General features: G+C 67.0%; 21 protein-coding genes and 1 pseudogene. 11 read left to right on the forward strand and 11 right to left on the reverse strand.

The window, feature by feature from the left end; all coding sequences use genetic code 11:
* Positions 1 to 110: 110 nt before the first annotated feature.
* A complete protein-coding gene (locus IWX78_RS03575) occupies positions 111 to 1,166 on the reverse strand; it encodes an ABC transporter permease (RefSeq protein ID WP_196832027.1) in 1,056 nt (351 codons plus the stop codon).
* Positions 1,163 to 2,683, reverse strand: coding sequence for a sugar ABC transporter ATP-binding protein (locus IWX78_RS03580; protein WP_196832028.1), 1,521 nt, complete (start codon positions 2,681 to 2,683; stop codon positions 1,163 to 1,165). Before IWX78_RS03580 ends, IWX78_RS03575 begins: the two co-directional genes overlap by 4 nt.
* 175 nt (positions 2,684 to 2,858) lie before the next feature.
* On the opposite strand from IWX78_RS03580, the gene IWX78_RS03585 reads away from it, so the two are divergent.
* The 3 genes from IWX78_RS03585 (at position 2,859) to IWX78_RS03595 (ending at position 6,223) form a co-directional block, all read left to right on the forward strand.
* Complete coding sequence (locus IWX78_RS03585; RefSeq protein ID WP_196832030.1) at positions 2,859 to 3,908, forward strand: substrate-binding domain-containing protein; 1,050 nt, start codon at positions 2,859 to 2,861, stop codon at positions 3,906 to 3,908.
* A 112-nt stretch (positions 3,909 to 4,020) separates the two neighbouring features.
* On the forward strand, positions 4,021 to 5,172 hold the full coding sequence (locus tag IWX78_RS03590) for a Gfo/Idh/MocA family protein (protein ID WP_196832120.1): 1,152 nt from the start codon (positions 4,021 to 4,023) through the stop codon (positions 5,170 to 5,172).
* A 46-nt stretch (positions 5,173 to 5,218) separates the two neighbouring features.
* Complete coding sequence (locus tag IWX78_RS03595; RefSeq protein ID WP_196832031.1) at positions 5,219 to 6,223, forward strand: sugar phosphate isomerase/epimerase family protein; 1,005 nt, start codon at positions 5,219 to 5,221, stop codon at positions 6,221 to 6,223.
* Positions 6,224 to 6,370: 147 nt separating this feature from the next.
* Here IWX78_RS03595 and IWX78_RS03600 read toward each other — a convergent pair whose 3' ends face one another.
* The gene (locus IWX78_RS03600) at positions 6,371 to 7,576 is read right to left on the reverse strand and encodes an ROK family transcriptional regulator (protein WP_196832033.1); all 1,206 of its coding nucleotides are present in this window, start codon (positions 7,574 to 7,576) and stop codon (positions 6,371 to 6,373) included.
* A gap of 212 nt (positions 7,577 to 7,788) precedes the next feature.
* Here IWX78_RS03600 and IWX78_RS03605 point away from each other — a divergent pair, with 212 nt between their 5' ends.
* The 3 genes from IWX78_RS03605 (at position 7,789) to IWX78_RS03615 (ending at position 10,380) form a co-directional block, all read left to right on the forward strand.
* On the forward strand, positions 7,789 to 8,682 hold the full coding sequence (locus IWX78_RS03605; RefSeq protein ID WP_196832035.1) for a 3-methyladenine DNA glycosylase: 894 nt from the start codon (positions 7,789 to 7,791) through the stop codon (positions 8,680 to 8,682).
* Between the two features lie 89 nt (positions 8,683 to 8,771).
* On the forward strand, positions 8,772 to 9,884 hold the full coding sequence (locus tag IWX78_RS03610; protein ID WP_196832037.1) for an alcohol dehydrogenase catalytic domain-containing protein: 1,113 nt from the start codon (positions 8,772 to 8,774) through the stop codon (positions 9,882 to 9,884).
* A gap of 76 nt (positions 9,885 to 9,960) precedes the next feature.
* Complete coding sequence (locus IWX78_RS03615; protein ID WP_196832039.1) at positions 9,961 to 10,380, forward strand: DUF1761 domain-containing protein; 420 nt, start codon at positions 9,961 to 9,963, stop codon at positions 10,378 to 10,380.
* Between the two features lie 220 nt (positions 10,381 to 10,600).
* On the opposite strand, the gene IWX78_RS03620 is transcribed toward IWX78_RS03615, so the two are convergent.
* The 4 genes from IWX78_RS03620 to IWX78_RS03635 form a co-directional block, all read right to left on the reverse strand.
* Entirely contained in the window at positions 10,601 to 11,392 is a 792-nt protein-coding gene (locus IWX78_RS03620; protein WP_196832041.1) for a tryptophan-rich sensory protein, read from the reverse strand.
* Positions 11,393 to 11,529: 137 nt separating this feature from the next.
* A complete protein-coding gene (locus IWX78_RS03625; protein ID WP_196832042.1) occupies positions 11,530 to 11,958 on the reverse strand; it encodes a hypothetical protein in 429 nt (142 codons plus the stop codon).
* A 102-nt stretch (positions 11,959 to 12,060) separates the two neighbouring features.
* The gene (locus IWX78_RS03630; RefSeq protein ID WP_196832043.1) at positions 12,061 to 12,405 is read right to left on the reverse strand and encodes a hypothetical protein; all 345 of its coding nucleotides are present in this window, start codon (positions 12,403 to 12,405) and stop codon (positions 12,061 to 12,063) included.
* A gap of 205 nt (positions 12,406 to 12,610) precedes the next feature.
* The gene (locus IWX78_RS03635; RefSeq protein WP_196832044.1) at positions 12,611 to 13,357 is read right to left on the reverse strand and encodes a DUF4097 family beta strand repeat-containing protein; all 747 of its coding nucleotides are present in this window, start codon (positions 13,355 to 13,357) and stop codon (positions 12,611 to 12,613) included.
* A gap of 361 nt (positions 13,358 to 13,718) precedes the next feature.
* On the opposite strand from IWX78_RS03635, the gene IWX78_RS03640 reads away from it, so the two are divergent.
* Positions 13,719 to 14,096, forward strand: coding sequence for an ArsR/SmtB family transcription factor (locus IWX78_RS03640; RefSeq protein WP_196832045.1), 378 nt, complete (start codon positions 13,719 to 13,721; stop codon positions 14,094 to 14,096).
* The gene (locus IWX78_RS03645; RefSeq protein ID WP_196832046.1) at positions 14,093 to 14,572 is read left to right on the forward strand and encodes an SRPBCC family protein; all 480 of its coding nucleotides are present in this window, start codon (positions 14,093 to 14,095) and stop codon (positions 14,570 to 14,572) included. The genes IWX78_RS03640 and IWX78_RS03645 overlap by 4 nt, the downstream gene beginning before the upstream one ends.
* A 98-nt stretch (positions 14,573 to 14,670) precedes the next feature.
* Here the strand turns inward: IWX78_RS03645 and IWX78_RS03650 are convergent, their stop codons facing one another.
* Complete coding sequence (locus IWX78_RS03650) at positions 14,671 to 14,916, reverse strand: hypothetical protein (protein ID WP_334684532.1); 246 nt, start codon at positions 14,914 to 14,916, stop codon at positions 14,671 to 14,673.
* Positions 14,917 to 15,114: 198 nt separating this feature from the next.
* Between IWX78_RS03650 and IWX78_RS03655 the strand changes: the two genes are divergently transcribed.
* Positions 15,115 to 15,885, forward strand: a complete 771-nt coding sequence (locus IWX78_RS03655) for a VOC family protein (RefSeq protein WP_196832047.1) — start codon at positions 15,115 to 15,117, stop codon at positions 15,883 to 15,885.
* A 123-nt stretch (positions 15,886 to 16,008) separates the two neighbouring features.
* Here IWX78_RS03655 and IWX78_RS03660 read toward each other — a convergent pair whose 3' ends face one another.
* From IWX78_RS03660 to IWX78_RS03670, 3 genes are read right to left on the reverse strand one after another with little or no spacing between them, the layout of a single operon-like run.
* The gene (locus IWX78_RS03660) at positions 16,009 to 17,019 is read right to left on the reverse strand and encodes a PHP domain-containing protein (protein ID WP_196832048.1); all 1,011 of its coding nucleotides are present in this window, start codon (positions 17,017 to 17,019) and stop codon (positions 16,009 to 16,011) included.
* Positions 17,020 to 17,062: 43 nt separating this feature from the next.
* On the reverse strand, positions 17,063 to 18,010 hold the full coding sequence (locus tag IWX78_RS03665) for an LLM class flavin-dependent oxidoreductase (RefSeq protein WP_196832049.1): 948 nt from the start codon (positions 18,008 to 18,010) through the stop codon (positions 17,063 to 17,065).
* Positions 18,011 to 18,068: 58 nt separating this feature from the next.
* Positions 18,069 to 19,760: a hypothetical protein gene (locus IWX78_RS03670; RefSeq protein WP_196832050.1), complete on the reverse strand. Its 1,692-nt coding sequence runs from the start codon at positions 19,758 to 19,760 to the stop codon at positions 18,069 to 18,071.
* A 288-nt stretch (positions 19,761 to 20,048) separates the two neighbouring features.
* Here IWX78_RS03670 and IWX78_RS03675 point away from each other — a divergent pair, with 288 nt between their 5' ends.
* The gene (locus tag IWX78_RS03675; RefSeq protein ID WP_196832051.1) at positions 20,049 to 20,984 is read left to right on the forward strand and encodes a hypothetical protein; all 936 of its coding nucleotides are present in this window, start codon (positions 20,049 to 20,051) and stop codon (positions 20,982 to 20,984) included.
* Between the two features lie 90 nt (positions 20,985 to 21,074).
* Positions 21,075 to 21,772, forward strand: a pseudogene (locus IWX78_RS03680) (cell wall anchor protein); the annotation flags it as partial.

Here is a 21,772-nt window from a genome sequence, read left to right on the forward strand (position 1 = left end):
AGAACACACCGGCCCCGAACTGCGAGTTGCGTGAAGGCATCCGTTCCGATCGAAGGCTCCCGGTGTACCGGATGCCCTCGACCGCACCGGATGCCCTCGCGAGCGATCAGCTACCGCGACCCGCTGGCAGCGCCCCGCGTCGCGAACCGCTGCTGCAGCAACACTGCCGCGACGATGATGAGGCCTTTGGTGATCAGCTGAACCGACGTGTCGATGTTGTTCTGGGTGAACACGTTCGTCAGGGTGGAGAAGATCAGCACACCGAGCACTGTGCCGACGATCGTTCCTCGGCCACCGATGAGCAGCGTGCCTCCGACGACGACCGCAGCGATGGCATCCAGCTCGTAGAGGAGTCCGTGGGTCGAGGTCCCTGCTGTCGTGCGGCCGAGCATCATGATGGCGGCGATGCCGACGGTGAAACCGGACAGCACGTAGATCATCACCAGGTGACGCTTCACGTTGATGCCGGCGAGGCGGGATGCTTCGCGGTTGCCGCCGATTGCAACGGTGCGGCGACCGAAAGTGGTGCGGTTGAGCAGGACCCAGCCGGCGATGGCGACGATCGCGAAGATCCAGACCAGGATGGGCACACCGAGCAGGTTGGCCCGAGTGAACTCGAGGAAACCGGTGTTCGTGACGATCTGGGTGCGCCGACCGGAGATGAGCTCAGCGAATCCACGTGCGCCGACCAGCATGGCGAGCGTTGCCATGAAGGCAACGACGTTTCCGTAGGCGATGACAATGCCGTTGACGAGGCCGGCCGCTGCGCCGACGGCGAGCGGAACGAGGATCATCAGCAGCCAGGAACTCTGCGTCGCCGCAGCCTGGAGTGCGGGGAGACTCGCAACGACGGTCGCGAGACCCATCACCGAACCCACGGACAGGTCGATACCTCCTGCGATGATGACGAAGGTCATGCCGATCGTGATCACCCCGATGATCGAGGCGAATCGGAGGATGGTGAGGAAGTTGTTGATGTCGGCGAACCGGTCGCCCGCCGTCACCGTTCCGATGATCACAAGCACGACGAGTGCGATGACGAGCCCGAGGTTGCGCCCGACGGACCCGCCGAGGATCCGTTTGAGGGCGCTCGGCCGTTCGGCCTGCTGCGATGCGCCGGGGAGCGGCGTGGCATCCGTAACGGAGTGGGTCTTCTGCTCGCTCACGCGGCACTTCCTTTCATGACGAGGTCGAGCACACCGGATTCATCGATGTCGCTGGCGTTCTTTTCTGCCAGTACTTCTCCGTCCCCGATGACGAGCACGCGGTCGGCGAGGCCGAGGACCTCTTCGATCTCGCTCGACACGACGACGATGGCGGTGCCCTCGGCCGCGAGGCGACGGATGAGGACGTAGATCTCCGCTCGCGCCCCGACGTCGACGCCGCGCGTCGGTTCGTCGAGGAGCAGCACGCGGGTGCCGTGCACGAGCCAGCGGGCCAGGAGAATCTTCTGTTGGTTGCCGCCTGAGAGAGTGCGAGCCGGCCGTTCGGGTTCGGCCGGTCGCAATTCGAGCGCTTCGATCTGCTCGCGGGCGGCATCTTTCTCCGCCCCTTCGTTGAGCATCCCGCCGCGGGCGAAGCGGCTGAAGGTGGACAGCGTGACGTTCCTGTAGATCGGCTCGTCGAGGATGAGGCCCTGGCTCTTGCGCTCTTCGGGCGAGAATCCCATCTCGGCGCCCACGGCAGAACTCACCGAGCCGGGGTGCAGGGTCTTGCCCTGTACGGCAACGGTTCCGGATGTCGCTTTGCGCGCACCGTAGATCGTCTCCAGGATCTCGGATCGGCCGGACCCGACGAGCCCGGCGAGGCCGACGATCTCGCCTGCTCGCACGGTGAAGTCCACGTCGGAGAAGTGCCCGCGCAGGTTGAGGTGGTTCACCTCGAGAAGGACGGGGGCGTTCGAAGGAACCGGAACGGCAACCGGGAAGACGTTGGCGACGTCGCGCCCCGTCATCAGCTTGATGAGCGCCGGGGTCGGCGTCTCCGACACGGCAAGCCCGCTCGCCGTGCTCCTGCCGTCCTTGATCACCGAGATGCGGTCGCCGATCTGCCTGATCTCCTCGAGACGGTGCGAGATGTAGATGACGGCGATGCCCTGGCCGGTCAGTTCACGGATGACCCGGAACAGGTTCGCAACCTCACCCGAGTCGAGCACGGCGCTCGGTTCATCCATGATGATGAGCTTCGTGTCGCGGGAGAGGGCTCGCGCCATGCTGACGATTTGTTTCGTCGCGGCCGAGAGCTCGCCGACCTCGGTCGAGGGCGGGATGTCGCCGTGGCCGAGGCGGGTGAGGAGTTCGCGGGTGAGTCGGTTCGCGTGCGCGACCTTGAGCATCCCGCCAGTGGAGTGTTCGTGGCCGAGAAAGATGTTCTCGGCGATGGTGAGGCCGTCGACGACGTCGAGCTCCTGGTACATCGTCGCAATGCCGAGGTCGAGCGCAGCGATGGGATCGGTGATGGCGACCGTCTCGCCCTGCCACCGGATCTCACCGGCATCGGGCTGGTGCACTCCTGAGAGTGTCTTGATCAGTGTGGACTTGCCTGCACCGTTCTGGCCGAGAACACAGTGCACCTCGCCGGCCCTGACGGCCAGATCGACGCCCGTGAGTGCCTGGACCCCGGCGAAGGACTTGGTGAGCCCGCGAACCTCGAGCAGGGGTGACGCATGGTCATCATCGATCATGAGCGCAATCTAGCACAGATATGACGATGGACAACAATAAGTCGTCGATTTTGTTATCACTTCTGCTAAGGTGGCACACGTCAACGTCGACATCAGCACCCCGTTCATGAGCACCAGGGGCCGCAGCTCCCTCCTCGTTGGCACCCTTGCGAACGACACACAACGGAGGAACCACATGCTTTCACTGAACAAGCGGCAACGGATGCTCGTTGCTGCAGGCGCCACTCTGGCCGCCGCTCTCGTGCTGACCGGCTGTACGCCCGGTGACACGGGAACGAACACGGGTGCGGAACCCGGCGGAGGATCCGTCGAAGACAACGAGGCGGAGGGTGACACCATCACCATCGGCTTCTCTGGTCCAGCAGCCGACCACGGCTGGCTCGGCGCCATCAACGCCGGCGCGCTCGCCGAAGCGGAGAAGTACCCGGACATCGACCTCAAGGTCGCTGAGGGAACCAACGACGCCAACCTGCAGATCAGCCAGGTCGAGGGCTTCATCAACGACGGCGTCGACGCCATCGTGCTGCTCCCCACAGACGGTGCCGCACTCACCGAGGTCGCCATCCAGGCCATGGAAGCCGGGATTCCGGTGATCAACGTCGACCGCGAGTTCTCGAGCACCTTCGCCTCGCGCGTCACCATCCTCGGTGACAACTACGGCATGGGCGTCTCAGCCGGCACCTACATCTGCGAAGAGGTCGGTGACAACCCGGATGCCGTCGTGGCCGAGATCGCCGGAATCGACTCGCTTCCGCTGACCCAGGACCGCAGCCAGGGCTTCGCCGACGCGCTCGAAGACTGCGGACTCGAGGTCTCGAACCGCGTCGCCGCTGACTTCACCGTGCAGGGCGGAGAAGCAGCGACATCGCAGCTCCTCTCGGCAGCGCCGCAGATCGACGCGCTGTGGAACCACGACGACGACCAGGGCATCGGCGTCCTCGCGGCGATCGACGCCGCAGGCCGCGACGAGTTCATCATGGTCGGTGGCGCCGGATCGAAGAACGCCATGGACCTGATCAAGAGCGGCGACAGCGTGTTGAAGGCGACGGTCATCTACCCGTCGACGCAGGCCGCTGATGGCATCCGTCTCGCCCGCCTCGTGGCCCAGGACAAGGCGCTGAGCGACCTGGTCGAGATCGAGGTTCCGAACCGCATCGTCCTCAACGCCCCCGTCGTGACAGCGGAGAACGTCGACAAGTACCTGCCAACGGCTTTCGAGTCGTAGGCGATCCGGGCGGGGGCGCCCTCGGGCGCCCCCGCCTTTCCATTGCACCGCTGCGCTCGCGGCGGACTGCCAGAAAGAAGGAACTGTGACCCCCACACCACTTCGCATCGCCATGATCGGCTACGGCTTCATGGGTGCAGCGCACTCGCAGGGATGGAGGGTCGCACCCCGATTCTTCGATCTGCCGGCGACTCCCGAGATGACGCTGCTGGTCGGCCGCAACGCCGAAGCCACGGCAGCCGCTGCCGAGAAGTTCGGCTGGGCCGAGACGGCGACGGACTGGCGGGATGCCATCGCGCGCGACGACATCGACGTGATCGACATCGTCACTCCCGGTGACTCCCACGTCGAGATCGCGATCGCCGCCCTCGAGGCTGGCAAGCACGTGCTCTGCGAGAAGCCGCTGGCGAACACCGTCGATGAAGCCCGTGCGATGGCGGATGCCGCGGAGAAGGCGGCTGCGAACGGCGTCTACGCGATGGTCGGCTTCACCTACCGTCGTGTTCCTGCGGCCACCTTCGCTCGCGACCTCGTCGCCTCGGGCGCGATCGGCGACATCCGCCAGGTTCGCGCCATGTACCTGCAGGACTGGCTCGTCGACCCGGAGGTTCCGCTGGCCTGGCGGCTGCAGAAGCACCTCGCCGGCTCGGGCGCGCTGGGCGACATCGGAGCGCACGCCATCGACCTGGCCCAGTTCATCACCGGCCAGCGCCTCACGAGCGTCAGCGGCATGATGGAGACCTTCGTCAAGCAGCGCCCGAAGATCGCGGAGGTCTCGGGGCTGTCAGGGACGGCATCCGACGAGATGGGTGACGTCACCGTCGACGACCTTGCACTGTTCACCGGTCGGTTCGACGGGGGAGCCATCGGCTCGTTCGAGGCGACCCGTATGGCGACGGGCCGCAAGAACGCCCTGCGCATCGAGGTCGCCGGCTCGACGGGAGCGATCTCCTTCGACCTCGAGAACCTCAACGAGCTCGGCTTCTACGATGCAACCGCACCGGCGGATCGTCAGGGTTTCACACGGATCCTCGTCACCGAACCCGAGCACCCCTACATGTCGGCGTGGTGGCCGACTGGCCACATGCTCGGCTACGAGCACGGTTTCAGTCACCAGGCCCGCGACTTCGTCGTCGGGGTTGTCGAGGGCAGCCAGCCGACGCCGTCGTTCGCCGACGGCCTGCAGGTGCAACAGGTGCTCGACGCGGTCGAGCGCAGCGCCGAGGCGGGGAGCGCGTGGACCGCAACCTCCGGTACTCGCTGAGCCGCGGCATCCGTTTCTACGATCGATATCGACCAAGGAGTAAGTCATGACCCGTCCAGTCACGTTGTTCACCGGCCAGTGGGCCGACCTGCCGTTCGAAGAAGTCGCGCGTCTCGCCTCGGAGTGGGGCTACGACGGGCTCGAGATCGCCTGCTGGGGCGACCACCTCGACCCGTGGCGCTGGGACGACGAGGAGTACGTCGCCGGCAAGCTTGCGCTTCTGGAGAAGTACAACCTCAAGGTCTACACGATCTCGAATCACCTCAAGGGTCAGGCCGTGTGCGACGACCCGATCGATCAGCGGCACCGCGACATCCTTCCCGATGTGGTCTGGGGTGACGGCGATCCCGAAGGTGTGCGGCAGCGTGCGGCGGAAGAGCTGAAGAACACGGCGCGCCTGGCCGCGAAGCTCGGCGTGAAGACCGTGACCGGGTTCACCGGGTCGTCGATCTGGAAGTACGTGGCGATGTTCCCGCCGGCCTCTGAGGCCATGGTGGATGCCGGGTACCAGGACTTCGCCGACCGCTGGAACCCGATCCTCGACGTGTTCGACGAAGTGGGGGTGCGGTTCGCGCACGAGGTGCACCCGTCCGAGATCGCATACGACTACTGGACGACGGTGCGCACGCTCGAGGCGATCGGGCACCGGGAGGCGTTCGGTCTCAACTGGGACCCGTCGCACATGGTGTGGCAGGACATCGACCCGGTCGGGTTCCTCTGGGACTTCAAGGACCGGATCTACCACGTGCACTGCAAGGACACGAAGAAGCGCCTGGGCAACGGACGCAACGGTCGGTTGTCGTCGCACCTGCCGTGGGCGGACCCGCGTCGTGGCTGGGACTTCATCTCCACAGGGCACGGCGATGTGCCGTGGGAAGACGCGTTCCGCATGATGAACGCGATCGGCTACGACGGCCCGCTGTCTGTGGAGTGGGAAGACGCCGGCATGGACCGCCTCGTCGGGGCGCCGGAAGCGCTCGCGTTCGTGCGGAAGTTCGCCTTCCCCGCGCCGGATGCCGCTTTCGACGCCGCGTTCAGCACAAAGCAGTAACGCTCCGATCGGGCGTGTCGGGATTCCGGGGGGAATCTGATCGGTCCCGGAGGGCTGTTCACCGTTCTGGTGGGAAGCTTTTCGGGACCTTTCGCGTGTGCGGCCGCGGCCGAGAACTCGCGAGCGGAGCGCGGACGAGTCTGCGGGTCAGCGCGCGGCGGCATCCGCCAGGTCGACCACCATCGCTTCGACGCTCTCAGGGGAGAGCACGTGGTGGATGGCGAGGATGCTCGCCCCGAGCACTGCCGCATTCGCCCCGACACTCGACTGGGTGATCTGCAGATGCTGTGTGGCGAGCGGCATCGACCGCGCGTAGACGACCTCGCGCACTCCGGCGATGAGATGCTCGCCGGCCTGAGCCATTGCGCCGCCGACGACGATGACCGACGGATTGATGAGGCTGATCGCCGCGTTGAGGATCTCGCCCAGGTCACGCCCCGCCTGCCGCACCGCCTGGATCGCCTTCTGATTGCCCGACCGCACGAGTTCGATGACGTCCTGGCTGGATTCTGCCGCCAGTCCCTGCTCGGAGAGGATCGCCGCGAGGGCGGGCCCGGATGCGACCGCTTCGAGGCACCCCAGGTTGCCGCAGTGACAGACGGTCTCGCTGCTGCGTGAGACCCGCACGTGCCCGATGTCGCCGGCCACTCCCTGGGCGCCGCGCTGGAGCATCCCTCGGGAGATGACCCCGGCTCCGATGCCGGTGGCGACCTTCACGAAGATGAGGTGGTCGATCTCTGGCCACGCGACCTCACGTTCGCCCAGCGCCATGATGTTCACGTCGTTGTCGACGAGCACTGGCACGGAGAAGTGGGCGCCGAGCCAGGCGGGGACGTCGAAGTTGTCCCAGCCGGGCATGATCGGCGGGTTGATCGGCCGGCCGCTCGAGTGCTCGACCGGTCCGGGCAGGCCGACGCCGATTGCGAGCAGGTCCTCGAGGGTGCGCCCGGCGCGCTGCACGAGGTCGTCCCCTGCGGTGATGACCCAGTCGAGAACCGCTTCAGGTCCTTCGGTGACCGCGATGGTGGCGGCGTCCTCGCTGAGCGGGCGGCCGACGAGGTCGCTGACGGCGATGCGCACGTGGGTCGCACCGATGTCGACGGCGAGCACGACCTTGTTGCCGCCGGTCAGCGCGAACTGTGACGAGGGGCGCCCGCCGGTCGACGGCGCCGTTTCGGCCGGACCGATCAGGCCGAGTTGCAGCAGGGAATCGATACGCAGGCCCACCGTGGAGCGAGCCAGTCCGGTGAGTGTGGCGAGTTCGGTGCGGGTGCGTGGCCGGCCATCGCGCAGGATCTGGAAAATGTCGCTCGTCGCCGACGATCCGAGGGCGGTAGGACTTATGTCGACCATCGTACATTTCTATCACACTGGCCGGTCAAAAGTGCGCCTGCTTCGTCATATGTTGCCTGTCGCGCGTTATTGCCGCGGTCGCCCGAACGGTCTCTCGGTTCGCAGCGTTCGGAGAAAACGCGTGCGGGGCGGCAACGCGGCAGGCATGAGTCGGATCCGGCCCGGGTCTGCGATGTTGCGCACCGTGCTCCCACGGCGGCTACCGTGGAAGCATGCCTGCCTTGATCCGCGACACGCGCGACCCGACCACGGCGCTACCCCGCGCCGAGTGGCAGGCGCGCGATGACGCCCACCGTCAGCGCGCAGACGACCTCACCGCCGACTGGCGGGTGCGTGTGCAGCGCGGCGAGAAGCATCCGATCGAGGACTTCCTCTTCACCTACTACCCTCTCAAGCCCGGCCTGCTGCGGCGCTGGCACCCCGGAGCCGGCCTCGAACTGACGGATGCCGCGTCACTCGACCGCGCGACCTGGCGTTGGTATCGCACCGAGGGCACCGGCGTCACCGTGGACGCGGCAGCCCTCCTGGAAGCGCGGGGCTCCACCGTCGACTTCATCGAGAAGCTGCTCAGCCGCACCGCCGCCAGGGTCAGCCAGTTCGGATGCTTCGGTCTCCACGAATGGGCGATGGTGTATCGGCAGGGTGAGCATCGGCATCCCGTTCCGCTGCGCCTGGGCCAGGCCGCGACCGACGAGGTCGTCGAGTCGCATCACATCGGCTGCTCGCACTTCGACGCGTTCCGGTTCTTCACCCCGGATGCCGTCCCACGCAACCGCCTGCGACCCACCCGTGAGGGTGTCGCTGAGCTCGAGCAGCCCGGCTGCCTGCACGCCGGCATGGACGTCTACAAGTGGGCGATCAAGCTCGGGCCCCTCGTCCCAGGCGAAGTGCTGCTCGACGCGTTCGCGCTGGCTCGGGACATCCGCTGGCTCGACATGCGCGCCTCGCCGTACGACATGGCGCCGTGGGGTGCTGAGCCGGTCGCCATCGAGACGCCGGAGGGCAAAGCCGAGTACGTGCGCCAGCAGCGCGCGTTCGCCGACCGCTCCAACGCGTTGAGGGCTCGGGTGGTCGAGGCGATCCAGGTCGCGCGGCGCGCGGTGTGAACCTCGGGAGGACTGCTGGCATGCGAAGATCGACGGGTTGCAGCGGCACAAGCCGTCAATGACGCTGACAGACGACGAGGTCACAACGCATGAAAATCTCCGGTGCAGTGCTGGAAGAGATCGGGCGCGAACGCCCCTACGCCGAGTCCCGCCCGCTGTCGATCTCCGAACTCGAACTCGACCCTCCCGGCCCCGGTGAGGTTCTCGTGCGCATCGAGCGTGCCGGCCTCTGCCACTCCGACCTGTCGGTGATCGACGGCAACCGACCGAGGCCCGTGCCGATGCTGCTCGGCCACGAGGCATCCGGCATCATCGAGCAGATCGGCGACAGCGGCGATGCCGGTGACGTCGGCTTCGCGCTCGGCGACCGGGTGGTCATGACGTTCCTGCCGCGCTGCGGCAACTGTGACGGATGCCGCTCCGACGGCGTGCTTCCCTGCGGCCCCGGTTCAGCGGCGAACAATGCCGGGACGCTGCTCTCGGGAGGGCGACGTCTGACCCGCGACGGATCTGCCGTGCAGCACCACCTCGGTGTCTCCGGATTCGCAACCCATGCCGTCGTCGACGCCCGGTCGATCGTGCGCGTCGACGCCGACATCCCCGCCGATGTGGCCGCGCTGCTCGGTTGCGCCGTACTCACCGGCGGCGGTGCCGTGATCAACCTCGCGAAACCGCAGCCGGGTGACACCCTCATCGTCGTCGGCCTCGGCGGCGTCGGCATGGCCGCGCTCCTCACCGCACTCGCTGTCGGCGCCACGGTGATCGGCGTCGACGCCAACCCAGACAAGCTCGGGCAGGCGCTCGAACTCGGAGCGTCCGCTGCCTACAGTCCGGCGGATGCCGCGGAGCTCGGAGTGAAATCGGCCACAGTGATCGAGGCCGCAGGCAACGTGCGCGCGTTCGAAACCGCCGTCGCCCTGACCGCGCCGGGTGGCACCACCATCACGGTCGGACTTCCGTCGCCGACCGCGCGTGCGGAGGTCTCCCCACTCGGGCTCGTCGCCGAAGCGAGGACTATCGTCGGCAGCTACCTCGGGTCCGCAGTTCCAGCACGCGACATCCCGATCTTCGCCGACCTCTGGCGCGCCGGTCGGCTTCCCGTCGAGAAGCTGGTGTCTGCCGAGATCCGACTCGACGAGGTGAACGCCGCTATGGATGCGCTCGCAGACGGGCACGCACTCCGGCAGATCATCGTCTTCTGAGCGGCGCGTGACCCTACCGGCGGCATCCGCCCCGGTACTACACTTCAGCAACATCCGTCACGCGGAAGGGCACAGCATGGTCCCGGAAATCAACTACTGGGCGGTGATTCTCGCCACCCTGTCGAGCATGATCGTCGGCTCGATCTGGTACACGCCGAAGGTTTTCGGCAACTACTGGATGAAGGCCGCGAAGGTCACGCCGTCTGGCAACTCGAAGGATGCCATCCGACCGATCGTCCTCACCCTCATTGTGAGCTTCGTGACGGCGTGGGTGCTCGCCGGAGCCACCTACCTGTCCTGGGATTTCTACGGCGGCAGTTTCTTCGTCAACGCCCTGTTCACGGGCATCATCCTCTGGGCTGGATTCACGGCGGCGCGCTTCATCACGCATGATGCGTTCGACGGCCGCCCGACCGGGCTGACGGTGCTCAACGTCGCACACGAGTTCGTGACGATCGTGATCATGGCGATCATCATCGGCGTCTGGCCGGCTTGAGTCTGTTTCGGCGCCCCGCACATCTAGGCGACCCCGTCTACAAATTCAGGAGATCGTGGTCGACACGCCGTGTGGGAGCGCTCTCGTACGGCGTGTCGCAGAGGATCTCCTGAATTTGGAGCAGCGGCAAGCGGTGAACGGATGCAGCAGGTTGGCACCGCCCGTCCGGAGCGGACCCAACGGAGCGGGTCGCTACGAGCGGACCCAACGAAGCGGGTCGCTACGGAGCGGGGAGCGGGTGGGGCGCACGGATGCGTGCTGCGACGGTGACGAGGACGATCACGGCAACGACGGCGATGGCCGTGATCGCGGTCGGAACAGACACGAGGTCGCCGGTGAGGCGCCCGACAGCGACCCAGGCGATTCCCCAGCAGAGCGACGCGGTCGGGGCGAGCCGGCCGCGACCGTAGAGGGCGAGCCCGACACCGATGGCGCCGGCGACCGCCAGGACGATGACGCCCCAGAGGTCGGGGGAGATCCCGGCCACGGTGAAGTCGATCGTGGCGAGGACGGCGGCCACGTTCGCCACTGTCGCGATGGTGACCCAGCCGAGGTAGAGACTGATCGTGCCGTCGGTGAGAATTCCATCGAGAAGGTTGGCGGGGCGGTAGATCAGGGTGATGCGGAACGCCCAGACCAGCACGATCAGAAGCAGCACGATGATGGGAACGCTCGCCCACAGCAGATCGAACTGCACGCTGAGGATCCAGGCTGCATTGAGAAGCAGCGACAGGGTGATCGGCAGGCCGAGCCGGCGGTGCCGGTCGGCGGACTTCTGAGCAGGCAGGAGCTGCCAGATCGCATAGGCGATCAGCCCGGCGTAGATGACCGACCAGATCGCGAAGGCGGGTCCGTCTGGTGCAACCGGTGTGGCATCCGCCGAGAGAGCGCCACCGGATGCCTCGGCGATCGGTGTTCCCCCTGCGGCACCCGAGCCGATGAACGACCCGACGAGAGCGAGCACGGCGCTGATGACGACGACGATCTGGCGCAGGCGGTCTCGAGTCCTCACGGTGGCCTCCCTCAGTTCTCACGCAGAATGCGCAAGCTGATTCGACCCTAGCAAGGGGGTGGGGTGCTCGCCGGGGGAAGCAGGAACGGGCGGATGCCGTGTAGCATCCGCCCGTCTCGATCGCGTTCAGTCGCGGATCAGGCCGCGCGCGTCATGTCGCTCTGCAGTGGCACGGGGCTGCGTCGGGACCCTGGGACCACGCGTCCGGCGGGCACAGTGCTGTCGCGGCTGATGTGCGCCCCGGCGCCGATCTTCGCGTTGATGCCGATGCGGGAGTGGCTGCCGATTTCGGAGCCGACTCCGACGGTGCTGCCCTCAGCGATGTGGACGTTCGCTCCCACGAACACGCCGGCGGCGAGGGTCACGTCGCGGTCGATCCAGCTCCCCGCACCGATCCAGCAGCGGCCGGCGATCTGCGCGCCAGGCTCGACGTATGCGGTGGGTTCGATATGGGTCGTCGGGTCGACTGTTGCGGTTGAGGCGACGAATCCGCGACCGTTGCTGTGGCGACGGTACTTCGTGATCTCGCCGGAGTTGGACTCGATCTCTTCGAATACTTTGCTCATGATCTCCTTCGGCGCAGGACTGCAGGGGAGGCGGTTTTGTGCGCTATCACCAACAACAACGGGCAGGTGCGCACGATTCCTCTGACCCAGCGAGCTATCAGGTTACGAGTCGATGAGGTCGAGCAGCTTCTTGAGGGCATCCCGGATGTCGTCATAATCGTTCTGCCCGGCCCTGCTCTCCGCTGAGATCACGCCGCAGCGGTGCACCTTCGAGAAGTCCCCGATCGGGAACTTGTAGTGCCCCTTGGTATCGGCGGGGTGCTCGTCATCGACACCGAGATGCCAGTGGCCGAAATCCGTCCAGCTGTGCTTGTCGAGAAAGGCGTTCTCCTCGTCGGCGCTCGGGGCGTGCTCGCTCCAGTCGTCGCGGTCGTCGCGCACGACCGAGCCGTCGCGCACGAGCTTTCGGGCCTGCCGCAGTGCGGGTTGGTTGAGTTTCACGGTCATGGTGGCTCCGTTCGTATTCAGGATCCAGATAACCGGGGGATGCGAGTTCCGACAACGGGGTTGCGCGCTGTCCGTGCTGCACTTCCGTGTCCGTGCTGCACTTTCATTCGTAGTCGACGGACGCGTGCTGCACTTGTGTGCCGATGCCGCAGTTGCAACTGCAGCATCGGCATAAAAGTGCAGCAGGCGTCACCCGCGCACCCTGCTACCGCGACGTCTCGATCGTCACGGCGCCATTCGTTGTGTTCGCGGTGATGACACGGTCAGCGCGACCGTCACTCGGAACATCCGCTGTGTCGACCTTGCCGTTTGTCGTGTCTGCGTCGATGGCGTATTCGGTGCCGTCGTCGGGAACTTCGATCCGGATCTGCCCGTTCGTGCTGCTCGCCGAGACGTCGTCGGGGGCATCGGAGAACGCGAGATCGACGGCGCCGTTCGTGGTTCGAGCCTGCACCTCAGCGGAGCGGGAGTCGTCGAGTTCGATGCGCCCGTTCGTGGTCCTGAGCTCCAGGATGCCGCGCGATTCGTCCACCTCGATCGCGCCGTTGGTGGTCGACAGGTCGAGGTCGCCGCTGAGGCCTTCGGTGGTGATTGCCCCGTTCCGCCCGCTGACGGTGACGTCGACATCGGCCGGAACCGAGACTTCCACCCGCACGCGGCAGTTATTGACGAGAAACCAGCCGCCCGGGCATCCGCCGCTGATCTCGGTCTCCTCGCCCGTCGTGCTCACGTCGAGATTCGGCCGCGTGCCCGAGTAGGTGCCGCGCAGCGTGACGCTGACCTCGTCGTCGGCGCCAACGGTCACGTCGATGGCAGCGTTCGGCATGTCAACCCGCACGAGCGAGCCGGCATCCGCATCGGCGCTCTCGCTGATGGTTGTTCCACGAAAGGCATTCACCGCGGCGATCGACCCAGCGACGATCAGTGCAAGGATCACCAACGGGATGCCCACGGCGAGCAGGATCACGACGCCGGTGGGAAGTTTTCGTCGGGGTGGACCCGGCGGGTGCTGGCCCGGCGGGTATTGCCCCGGCGGCGCATGCTGCCCGGGCTGATAGGGGCTGGGCGGGTACGGGTCAGGCGGCTGCTGTGCTGGTCCGGGCGCGTGCGGTGGACCTGGCGGAGGAGGAATGGTCATGCCGAGCCCACTTTCTGACGGACGCTCGAGGTCGGACCCTCACGCTCAGGGTAGCGACGGGAACGCCTCGAGGGGAGGGGTCCAACGTCCCGAAAACAAGCCGGGACGGGCTTGACGGGCGGCGGCATCCGTCGTACGTTAACAACTAATTGATTGATCAAAGGGAGGGTTGATTATGAGTGCCGAATCGGACGCCGCTTCACGGCTCGACCGCGCGTTCCTCGCTCTCGCCGACCCGGTGCGCCGGGCGATCGTGGCCAGGCTCAGTCGCGGATCCGCGACAGTGAACGAGCTCGCCGAGCCATTCGCGATCAGCAAGCAGGCGGTGTCGAAGCACATCCAGGTGCTCGAGCAGGCCGGACTCATCGGTCGGACGCGCGACGCTCAACGACGGCCGTCGTATCTCATCCCTGAGGCGCTCGAAGAACTCACCGCGTGGATCGACACCTACCGCCTGACAACCGAATCAAGCTTTCGCCGACTGGACGCCGTTCTGGCCGGTATGGCAACAGACGTCACCACCCCAACACCCCAGAGAGAGGAAGAGAAATGACGAATCCAACCACCATCACGGTCCCGGAAGGGCTGCCGTTCATCGAGATCGTCCGCGACTTCGATGCACCGATCGAGGCCGTGTACCGAGCGCACACCGATCCGGAACTCGTTGTGAACTGGCTCGGACCCCGCGGGTACGAGATGCAGATCGATCGCTGGGACCTGGTCGCAGGCGGCGGTTACCGCTATGTGCACCGCGACGGCGACCAGGAGTACTGGTTCAACGGAATCGTGCACTCGGCCTCGCTCGAGAATGGCATCGTGCAGACCTTCGAGTTCGAAGGATTCCCCGGCGCTGTGAGCCTCGAGTACCTTGCTCTCGAAGACCTGGGCGACGGGCGCACCCGGGTCACCGGGCACAGCGTCTACCCGAGCGTCGAGGGGCGCGACGCCATGGCGGAAGCCGGCATGGAGAAGGGCGTCACCGAGGGCTATGAGCAGCTCGACGAGATTCTCGCGAAGGTGTCGACCTGACCGACCGTTCACTGAAATCGCAGTTTCGCACCCAAAACCGCCTGCAGTGCGTGTTTTGGGTGCGTGATTGCGATCTCGGTCCTGGCTCACGCGGCCCGTCAGATGTCTGAGCGTCCCCGCTTGCGGGGCTCAGGCGGAGGCGGAACCTCTTTGGCCGCGATCACTCGATCGAATCCGATGGTCTCGAGCCCGCGTCGCGTCGCCACCGCGCAGTGCGTGTCGTCCGAGCGGAGAAACCAGCCGAGGGCATCCGTCGCCTGACCGTCGTCGAGCTGGTGTCGCACGACCACCCGGGTTCCCTCGCCGACCGAGCGGAGGAACTCCACGGCGCTGTCGCCCATCATGCGGTGCCTGCGCTCGCGGTGTCGAAATGCATGCTCCCAGCTTCTCACGGCGACCATCAAGAGCGGCGAGTGGCGAGCGGCGAGCGGCTCCGGGAGAGCAATCGGGCGTCCCACGGAGCGCCGCAGGTCGAAAGGCCCCTAGCCGAGTCTTCGGCGCGAGGCGTAGCCTGTCGCCCAACGATCGACGAAGGGAAACCCATGCCTGACATCACGGTCACTGTTCCCGGCGCACCCTGCTGGCTCGAACTCTCGACCTCGGACCCCACCCGCTCGCAGCAGTTCTACACCGACCTCTTCGGGTGGGACGCCGAGACCGGCGATGACGTGCTCTATGGCGGATACGTCAGTTTCAGCTCCACCGGCCGCCGCATCGCCGGTGCCATGAAGAAGGAGGAGAGCGCGCCGTATCCCGACAGCTGGTCGGTCTACCTCCTGACGACGGATGCCACGCAGACCGCCGCCGACATCGCCGAAGCCGGCGGCACCAACATGTTCGAGCCCATGAACGTGCCCGAGATGGGCGTGATGGGGTTCGCCGCGGACTCCATTGGGGCATCCGTCGGTTATTGGCAGCCGGGCCACCACACCGGCTTCCAGGTCGAGCGGGAGCACGGGGCGCCGGTGTGGTGCGAGCTGCTCGCCTCCGACTTCGAGAAGGCCGTCACGTTTTACGAGCATGCGTTCGGCTGGACCCTCAAGGACGAGGGAACCGGCGACGACTTCCGGTACAAGACGTTCGAGCGTGACGGGGTGCCGTATGCCGGGATCTACGACGCGGCCGCGACACTCGCCGAGAGCGAGTCGGCCAGCTGGGCGGTGTACTTCGGTGCGGATGACGTCGACGCGACGGTGGCCAAGGCAGTCGAGCTCGGTGCCACGGTGAAGGATGCCGCGGAGGACACCGAATACGGCCGCATCGCGTCGGTCACCGACCCGACGGGAGCGGTGCTGCGACTGATGTCGTTCTGAGCGGGCGCAGCTTTGCCCAGATCGCAGTTCGGCACCCAAAGCCCGCCGTGCTGGCGCGTTTGAGTGCTCAAGTGCGCTCTCGCGAGCGCAGGCCGCGCAGGCCGCGCAGGCCGCGCAGGCCGCTCAAGCCGCCCAGGCCAGCAGCCGGTCGAGCGGCCACGTCGTCACGATGCGGTCGGTCGGCACTCCGTTCGCCTCGGCGCGTGCGGCACCGAGGTCGAGCAACCCGAGTTGCCCGGGAGCGTGGGCGTCGCTGTCGATGCTGAACAGGCATCCGGCGTCCAGGGCGATCGCGATCAAATTGTCGGGCGGGTCCTGACGCTCAGGCCTCGAGTTGATCTCGACGGCGACGTCGTTCTCGGCGCAGGCCGCGAAGACCGCTTCGGCGTCGAACGTCGACTCGGGTCGCGTGCCGCGGCCGCCCTGCACGAGCCGGCCGGTGCAGTGCCCAAGGACGTTCATCTGCGGATGCCGTATGGCCGCCAGCATCCGTTCGGTCATTTCGGCGGAGTCCATCCGCAGTTTCGAGTGCACGCTCGCCACCACGATGTCGAGTCGGTCGAGCAGCTCCTCGGTCTGGTCGAGCGCACCGTCGAGGAGGATGTCGACTTCGATGCCTGACAGCATTCGGAGCCCGTCGAGCGTGCCGCTGAGCGCGTCGAGCTCGGCGAGTTGCTCCTCGAGTCGCTCGGCGCTGAGTCCGTTCGCGACCTTCAGCGAGGGCGAATGGTCGGATGCCACGAGGTACGCGTGACCGATCCGCTCGGCGGTGCGCGCCATCGACGCGAGGTCGGTCGTACCGTCTGACCACGAACTGTGGCTGTGCAGGTCGCCCTGGAGTTGTGCGCGGAGCGACTGGCCGGCATCCGTCACCGGGCCACCGATCCGTTCGCGGAGGTCGGCGAGGTAGTCGGGAACAGTCCCGTCGACGGCCTGCTCGATCACCGTGTACGTGGTCGAGCCGATGCCCTTCGTGCGTTTGAGGCGACCATCGGCCACTCGTGCAGAAAGGTCGTCATCACTCAGCGGCGCGATCGCAGCGAGAGCCCCGCGGAACGCCTTCGTCTTGTACGGCGAGGCGAGATCGCGCTCGAGGAGGAACGCGATCTCGTCGAGAGCATCGGATGGCTTCATCGGTTCTCCTCGGTCATCAGTGGTTGTCGGGTTCAGTGACGGGTCAGTGTTTCAGCCGAGGCAGCACGTCTGCCGCGAAGCGCTGGTAGCTGGCGAGCGGGTCGTCTGCTCCGGCGACCACGATGACGGTGTCGGCGCCGGCGTCTGTCCAGCCGGCGATCGCGCGGACGGCGTCGTCGGGGGTCCCGCCGATCGCGATCGACTGCAGGATGCTGTCGGTCAGCTCCCCGCTTCCGTCGACGCCCAGCCCGGCGATCTCGGTGAGCCGGTCGAACACGCGGAAGTCGACGAGTCGCTGCACCCGGGACCGCACCTCGGCCAGCGCCCGGTCACGATCGTCGCCGATGCTCGTCATCGCCAGCAGGAGAGTCCGGCCCGTCCCGCCTGCCGCGACCATTTCATCGCGGGCCCAGCGCACGGCATCCGGTGTCGCGATCTCGGGAAGCAGGACGCCGTCGGAGCTGCGGCCGGTGATGCGGAGCCCTGTCGGGCCGGTGGTACCGAGCAGGATCTGCGGAACCTCGCCGGGTGGAAAGCCCAGCTGCACACCGTCGAGACGCACGTGCGAACCGTCGACGGTGACCCGGTCGCCGGCGAGCAGCGCGCGGAGGGCGAGCGCGGTCTCCTCAAGCGCGGCGAAACGGCGGGGCACGTCTGCGCCGATCTGTTCCATCCAGCTCGGGATGCCGTGACCGAGCGCGATCGACACCCGGCCGGGCGCGATGCGAGCCAGAGCGGCGATCTCCATGGCGGTCGTGGCGACGTTGCGGGTGACGGCGGGGAGCAGCCCGATCCCGACATGGATTCGGGTGGTGACGGCGAGTGTCGTGGCAGCCATTGCGATGCCACCCGCCCAGGGCAGGTCCTCGCTGAACCAGAGTTCGTCGAAGCCCACGTCCTCAGCCCAGCGGGCGAACTCGGGGAGTTGTTCCGGCGGCCAGTCGGGTTCGAAACGGACTCCGATGCGTACCGGCTGAGCGACTGTGGTCATGCTCCGAGCGTATGGCACTGAACCCGGCGGGCGTCAGGTGTGCTCGCGAAACCGAGTGCTACTGGTAGGTCACCAGGTCGGGGGCGGGTGACACCCCACCCATCGTCTGCTCGGGTGTGAGCATCGGCGCGTCTTCGTCGTAGAAGTTCTTCCAGCCCCAGAACAGCCCGGCAGGAGCGTCGCGGTGCAGGTTCGCCCATGTCGCCTGCTTGTCGCCCTGGCCGCCCTGTCCGTCTGCGTGGATGAGCACGGCGACTTCGGGGCGACTGAGATCGATGGATGCCCGGTCGCTGATCATCGACGGACGGAACTGGTGCAGAACGAGCATCTTCTGTGGCAGCCCTTTCTCGTTGGTGAGGTCGGCCAGCCAGGTCGTGACGCTGTTCACCTCGGTCGCGCTGACGGAGCCGATCTGCGTGAGCGGCACCTGGTCAGGGCCCAGCCGCCACTCCGGGTCGAGGGCGAGCCCGACGTTCGGCAGCTCGAGCAGCGACTGGTAGAGCTTCGCCTGTGTAAGAAAATCGGTGCGCCCCGGCTGCAGGTCGATCACGACGTAGAGCCCGGCCGCCGCAGCCGCATCGACCCACGGGCGCAAGCCGTCGGCCGAGAGCTCGTTCGAGAAGTTCCCGTCTGGTCCTGGCCCACCGGCAGCGACCGTCGCGATGATCTCGAACATGGGCACAACCGTCTTGTCGGTCAACGCCGCATAGGGTGCCGCGACGTCTCGAGCGCGCTGCACCGCACCGGCGGCATCCTGCTCGCCGAGCACTCCGAGGGCGCTCGTGCTCGGGGTCCCGTACAGCGCGACGAACTGGTGCTGGGCGAACAGGAGCTGGCCGCCGCCGGGCAGTTGCACACCGGTGCGGGCCGAGCGTACCTTCCACTCGAGGGCGGGTTCGGCGGCGAATGCCGCCCCGATCGCTATGGTCTTCGTCGTCGTCGATGCCGCGAGAGCGTCGATGACGGATGCCTGCGACTGCGGGTTCGCCGATCCGGCGGGGACGACGTGCACCGGAACAGCGGCGGCTCGAGCGGTGGCGATCGAGGAGAGAGCGGCCGGGTCGTCCACCGCAAGCGCCAGGGTGTCGGCGAGAGCTTTCGCCGGCTTCGGCAGGGGGATCGCCGTGTCATCCGTGTTCGACCGGGAGGGGCGTGGCGGGTCGAAAGCCGCGAGCCCGGCGGCGAATCCGGCGGGGTCGTCAGCAGTCGGTTCGCCGGGGTCGATCCCGGTTGCCTCGGTCACGGCATCGGCGGTCGCGTCGATGCGTTCGATGGTGAGATCGGCGTTGTCGTTGCCGGCATCGTCGTCGGGCAGGCCGGGATCGCTGACAGCGCCGATCGCGAGGACGGTGGCCGCCCCGAGGCGGTCGAGTTCGGTTGCAAGGCTGTCACCCGGAGTTGCGGTCGCCTCGGGGGTGGCTGTCGGTGACGGCGTCGACTCGCTCGAATCCTCGGCGGCGACGAGTGGCACGCCGAGCGTGATCGCCGTCCGCGCGGCGAGTTCCTGCGCGACGGCATCCCCGGCAGGGGCGACAACGACGAGAGGCGACGTGTCGAACAGCTCCCTGCTCGTGGCGACGGATGCCGCGGAGTCGCCGGCATCCCCGACGACCGTGAGGGCGGCATCCGGGTCGGAGGTCCGCACCGGCGGGGCCGGCTTCGGCCCGGGGTCACTGGCGGTGCACGCGGTCAGCGTCAGAGCGGCGGCGAGCACGAGGGCGACCCGGCGGGACCGGAAACGGGATGGCATCCTTCAACGGTAGGTCACCCGGACGAGGGGTGCACATCGCGTTCGGCGAACGGTGTGGGGCACGATGGTGGAATGTCGCATCTCATCACCCCCGCCCAGCTCGTCGCCGCCGGGTTCTTCATCACGGTCGACCTGCTTCTTCTCGGAGGCTGAGGGCACAGGCGATATCGCGGCAGCGGCGTTGCGAGCGCGCAAAGATACGCGAGCGGCTCGACTTTTACAAGGGTGTTGTTCTGCCTCAGCGCTGTGGCAGGGTGAGGGAACGGACACTCTGAGGGGGGTGGAGTCATGGACGTTTCGCATCGCAACATCCACTCCGCCCTGCGCCTCCTGCTCGCATCCCTCGGACTGGCCCTCGTGTGGCTCGTTCTGAGCTTCGTCGTCGGCACCGGATCCGCTCACGCTGAGGGCCGCGACTCGCGCTCTCCGGCCGGTGGGGTCGTCTCCGACGCTGTGGGCACGGGCGTGGTGAACAAAGTCGTGCGGCCGGTCGTCGAACCGGTGGCGGATGTCGCGCCTGCGCCGGTCACGAAGGTGCTCCCCGCTGTGACATCCACTGTTTCCGCCGTGGTCGACGCCAAGCCGGTCAACTCGATCGTCACCCCGGTGGCAGAGGTCGTTGATGAGGTGGTGGTGAAAACCGCCTCGAGCGTCCCGATGGTGAAGGACCTTCCTGTTGTGCCCGACATCCTGGGCGACTCTCCGGTCGGCGATATCACGGGTCCGATCACCGGTGTGGTCGACGACGTGTTGATCGACGTCGGCGGGATCGACGTCGGCAGTGAGACCGGTTCGGATTCCGAGCTCCCGGCGGTGCCCGACCTGCCCGGCCTTCCTGGCGGGATCCTCGATCCGGCCCCGTCAGACGCTGACGTCGTCGGTTCTGACACCGCCGCGATCGCTCCTGTTTTCTCGCTCGATACGATGATGTCGTCGTGGGCGGCGACCTCCAGTGTTCGGGCGGACGGCAGCTCTGCCGCTTCTGCTCAGCCTCATCCGGACCCAGTGCCCCGCGGCCCGGCTGACAACGGGTTCTCGGTTCCGCCGAGCCCGTCCGGAACGAGCACGGGAGCAGCATCAGCCGGCTCCGCAGGGTCTGCGGTTGCTGCCTGGAACTCGTCCGTCGGAGTGCCGGCACTCCTCGCCGGTGCGCTCCTTTCCCACGCCGAGAACGACGCTCTGCCGTCGGCCTGGGTGCGGGACCTTTCGTCGACTCCTGACTGACGACGGTTCGGCCTGCCTTCGCGCGGGCAACCGAACTCTCCTCCCCGCTCGGGGCGGAGCATCCGTCATCAGATTTCAAGGAGCACGACCATGAACAGACACGTTGCACGATGCCTCTACGGCGTCATATTCGCGGGGGGACTCACCCTTCTCGGCGCGACGGCGGCGAATGCCGCTGACACCTCCGGAGACGATGGGCTGCTTTCGGGCACGCTCGTCGACTCGGTGGTTTCCGTTCCGGTGAGCGTTGGCGGCACCGCCGTCAGCCTCATCGGCGACTCATCGACGGCGGATTCCGTGGCGTCATCTGCCCCCGCCACGGCATCCGCGCCCGTTGGTTCCTCGTCGCCGTCGACGTCGTCGACCTCCGGGGATGACGGGATCGCGAGCGGCACTCAGGTCACCGGTGTCGTGTCGGTGCCGGTGACAGTCGCCGGCAACGCCATCTCGGTGGCCGGCGATTCGGTGTCGTCCGGTGCGACGACGGATGCTGCTGCGCCGGTCACTCCCGCTGCTGCCGCTCCGGCCGCCTCGACCTCGGGGGATGACGGGATCGCGAGCGGCACTCAGGTCGCACCGGTGATCTCGGTTCCCGTGAACGTCGGCGGAAACGCCGTTTCGGTCGTCGGGGACTCCTCGTCGGCGGACTCGTCGGCTGCGACCGGATCGGGTTTTGGAGCTGTGCCGGCCACAACCTCGGGGGATGACGGGATCGCGAGCGGCACTCAGGTCGCACCGGTGATCTCGGTTCCCGTGAACGTCGGCGGAAACGCCGTTTCGGTCGTCGG

This window comes from Mycetocola sp. CAN_C7, from assembly GCF_015752285.1.
Lineage (GTDB): Bacteria > Actinomycetota > Actinomycetes > Actinomycetales > Microbacteriaceae > Mycetocola_A.

Bases quoted from the DNA above. Each gene is read 5' to 3' on its own strand.
- IWX78_RS03580 (WP_196832028.1), bottom strand. From the start codon at position 2,683: ATGATCGATGATGACCATGCGTCACCCCTGCTCGAGGTTCGCGGGCTC.
- IWX78_RS03585 (WP_196832030.1), top strand. From the start codon at position 2,859: ATGCTTTCACTGAACAAGCGGCAACGGATGCTCGTTGCTGCAGGCGCC.
- IWX78_RS03590 (WP_196832120.1), top strand. From the start codon at position 4,021: ATGATCGGCTACGGCTTCATGGGTGCAGCGCACTCGCAGGGATGGAGG.
- IWX78_RS03595 (WP_196832031.1), top strand. From the start codon at position 5,219: ATGACCCGTCCAGTCACGTTGTTCACCGGCCAGTGGGCCGACCTGCCG.
- IWX78_RS03600 (WP_196832033.1), bottom strand. From the start codon at position 7,576: ATGGTCGACATAAGTCCTACCGCCCTCGGATCGTCGGCGACGAGCGAC.
- IWX78_RS03605 (WP_196832035.1), top strand. From the start codon at position 7,789: ATGCCTGCCTTGATCCGCGACACGCGCGACCCGACCACGGCGCTACCC.
- IWX78_RS03610 (WP_196832037.1), top strand. From the start codon at position 8,772: ATGAAAATCTCCGGTGCAGTGCTGGAAGAGATCGGGCGCGAACGCCCC.
- IWX78_RS03615 (WP_196832039.1), top strand. From the start codon at position 9,961: ATGGTCCCGGAAATCAACTACTGGGCGGTGATTCTCGCCACCCTGTCG.
- IWX78_RS03625 (WP_196832042.1), bottom strand. From the start codon at position 11,958: ATGAGCAAAGTATTCGAAGAGATCGAGTCCAACTCCGGCGAGATCACG.
- IWX78_RS03630 (WP_196832043.1), bottom strand. From the start codon at position 12,405: ATGACCGTGAAACTCAACCAACCCGCACTGCGGCAGGCCCGAAAGCTC.
- IWX78_RS03640 (WP_196832045.1), top strand. From the start codon at position 13,719: ATGAGTGCCGAATCGGACGCCGCTTCACGGCTCGACCGCGCGTTCCTC.
- IWX78_RS03645 (WP_196832046.1), top strand. From the start codon at position 14,093: ATGACGAATCCAACCACCATCACGGTCCCGGAAGGGCTGCCGTTCATC.
- IWX78_RS03650 (WP_334684532.1), bottom strand. From the start codon at position 14,916: ATGATGGGCGACAGCGCCGTGGAGTTCCTCCGCTCGGTCGGCGAGGGA.
- IWX78_RS03655 (WP_196832047.1), top strand. From the start codon at position 15,115: ATGCCTGACATCACGGTCACTGTTCCCGGCGCACCCTGCTGGCTCGAA.
- IWX78_RS03660 (WP_196832048.1), bottom strand. From the start codon at position 17,019: ATGAAGCCATCCGATGCTCTCGACGAGATCGCGTTCCTCCTCGAGCGC.
- IWX78_RS03665 (WP_196832049.1), bottom strand. From the start codon at position 18,010: ATGACCACAGTCGCTCAGCCGGTACGCATCGGAGTCCGTTTCGAACCC.
- IWX78_RS03670 (WP_196832050.1), bottom strand. From the start codon at position 19,760: ATGCCATCCCGTTTCCGGTCCCGCCGGGTCGCCCTCGTGCTCGCCGCC.
- IWX78_RS03675 (WP_196832051.1), top strand. From the start codon at position 20,049: ATGGACGTTTCGCATCGCAACATCCACTCCGCCCTGCGCCTCCTGCTC.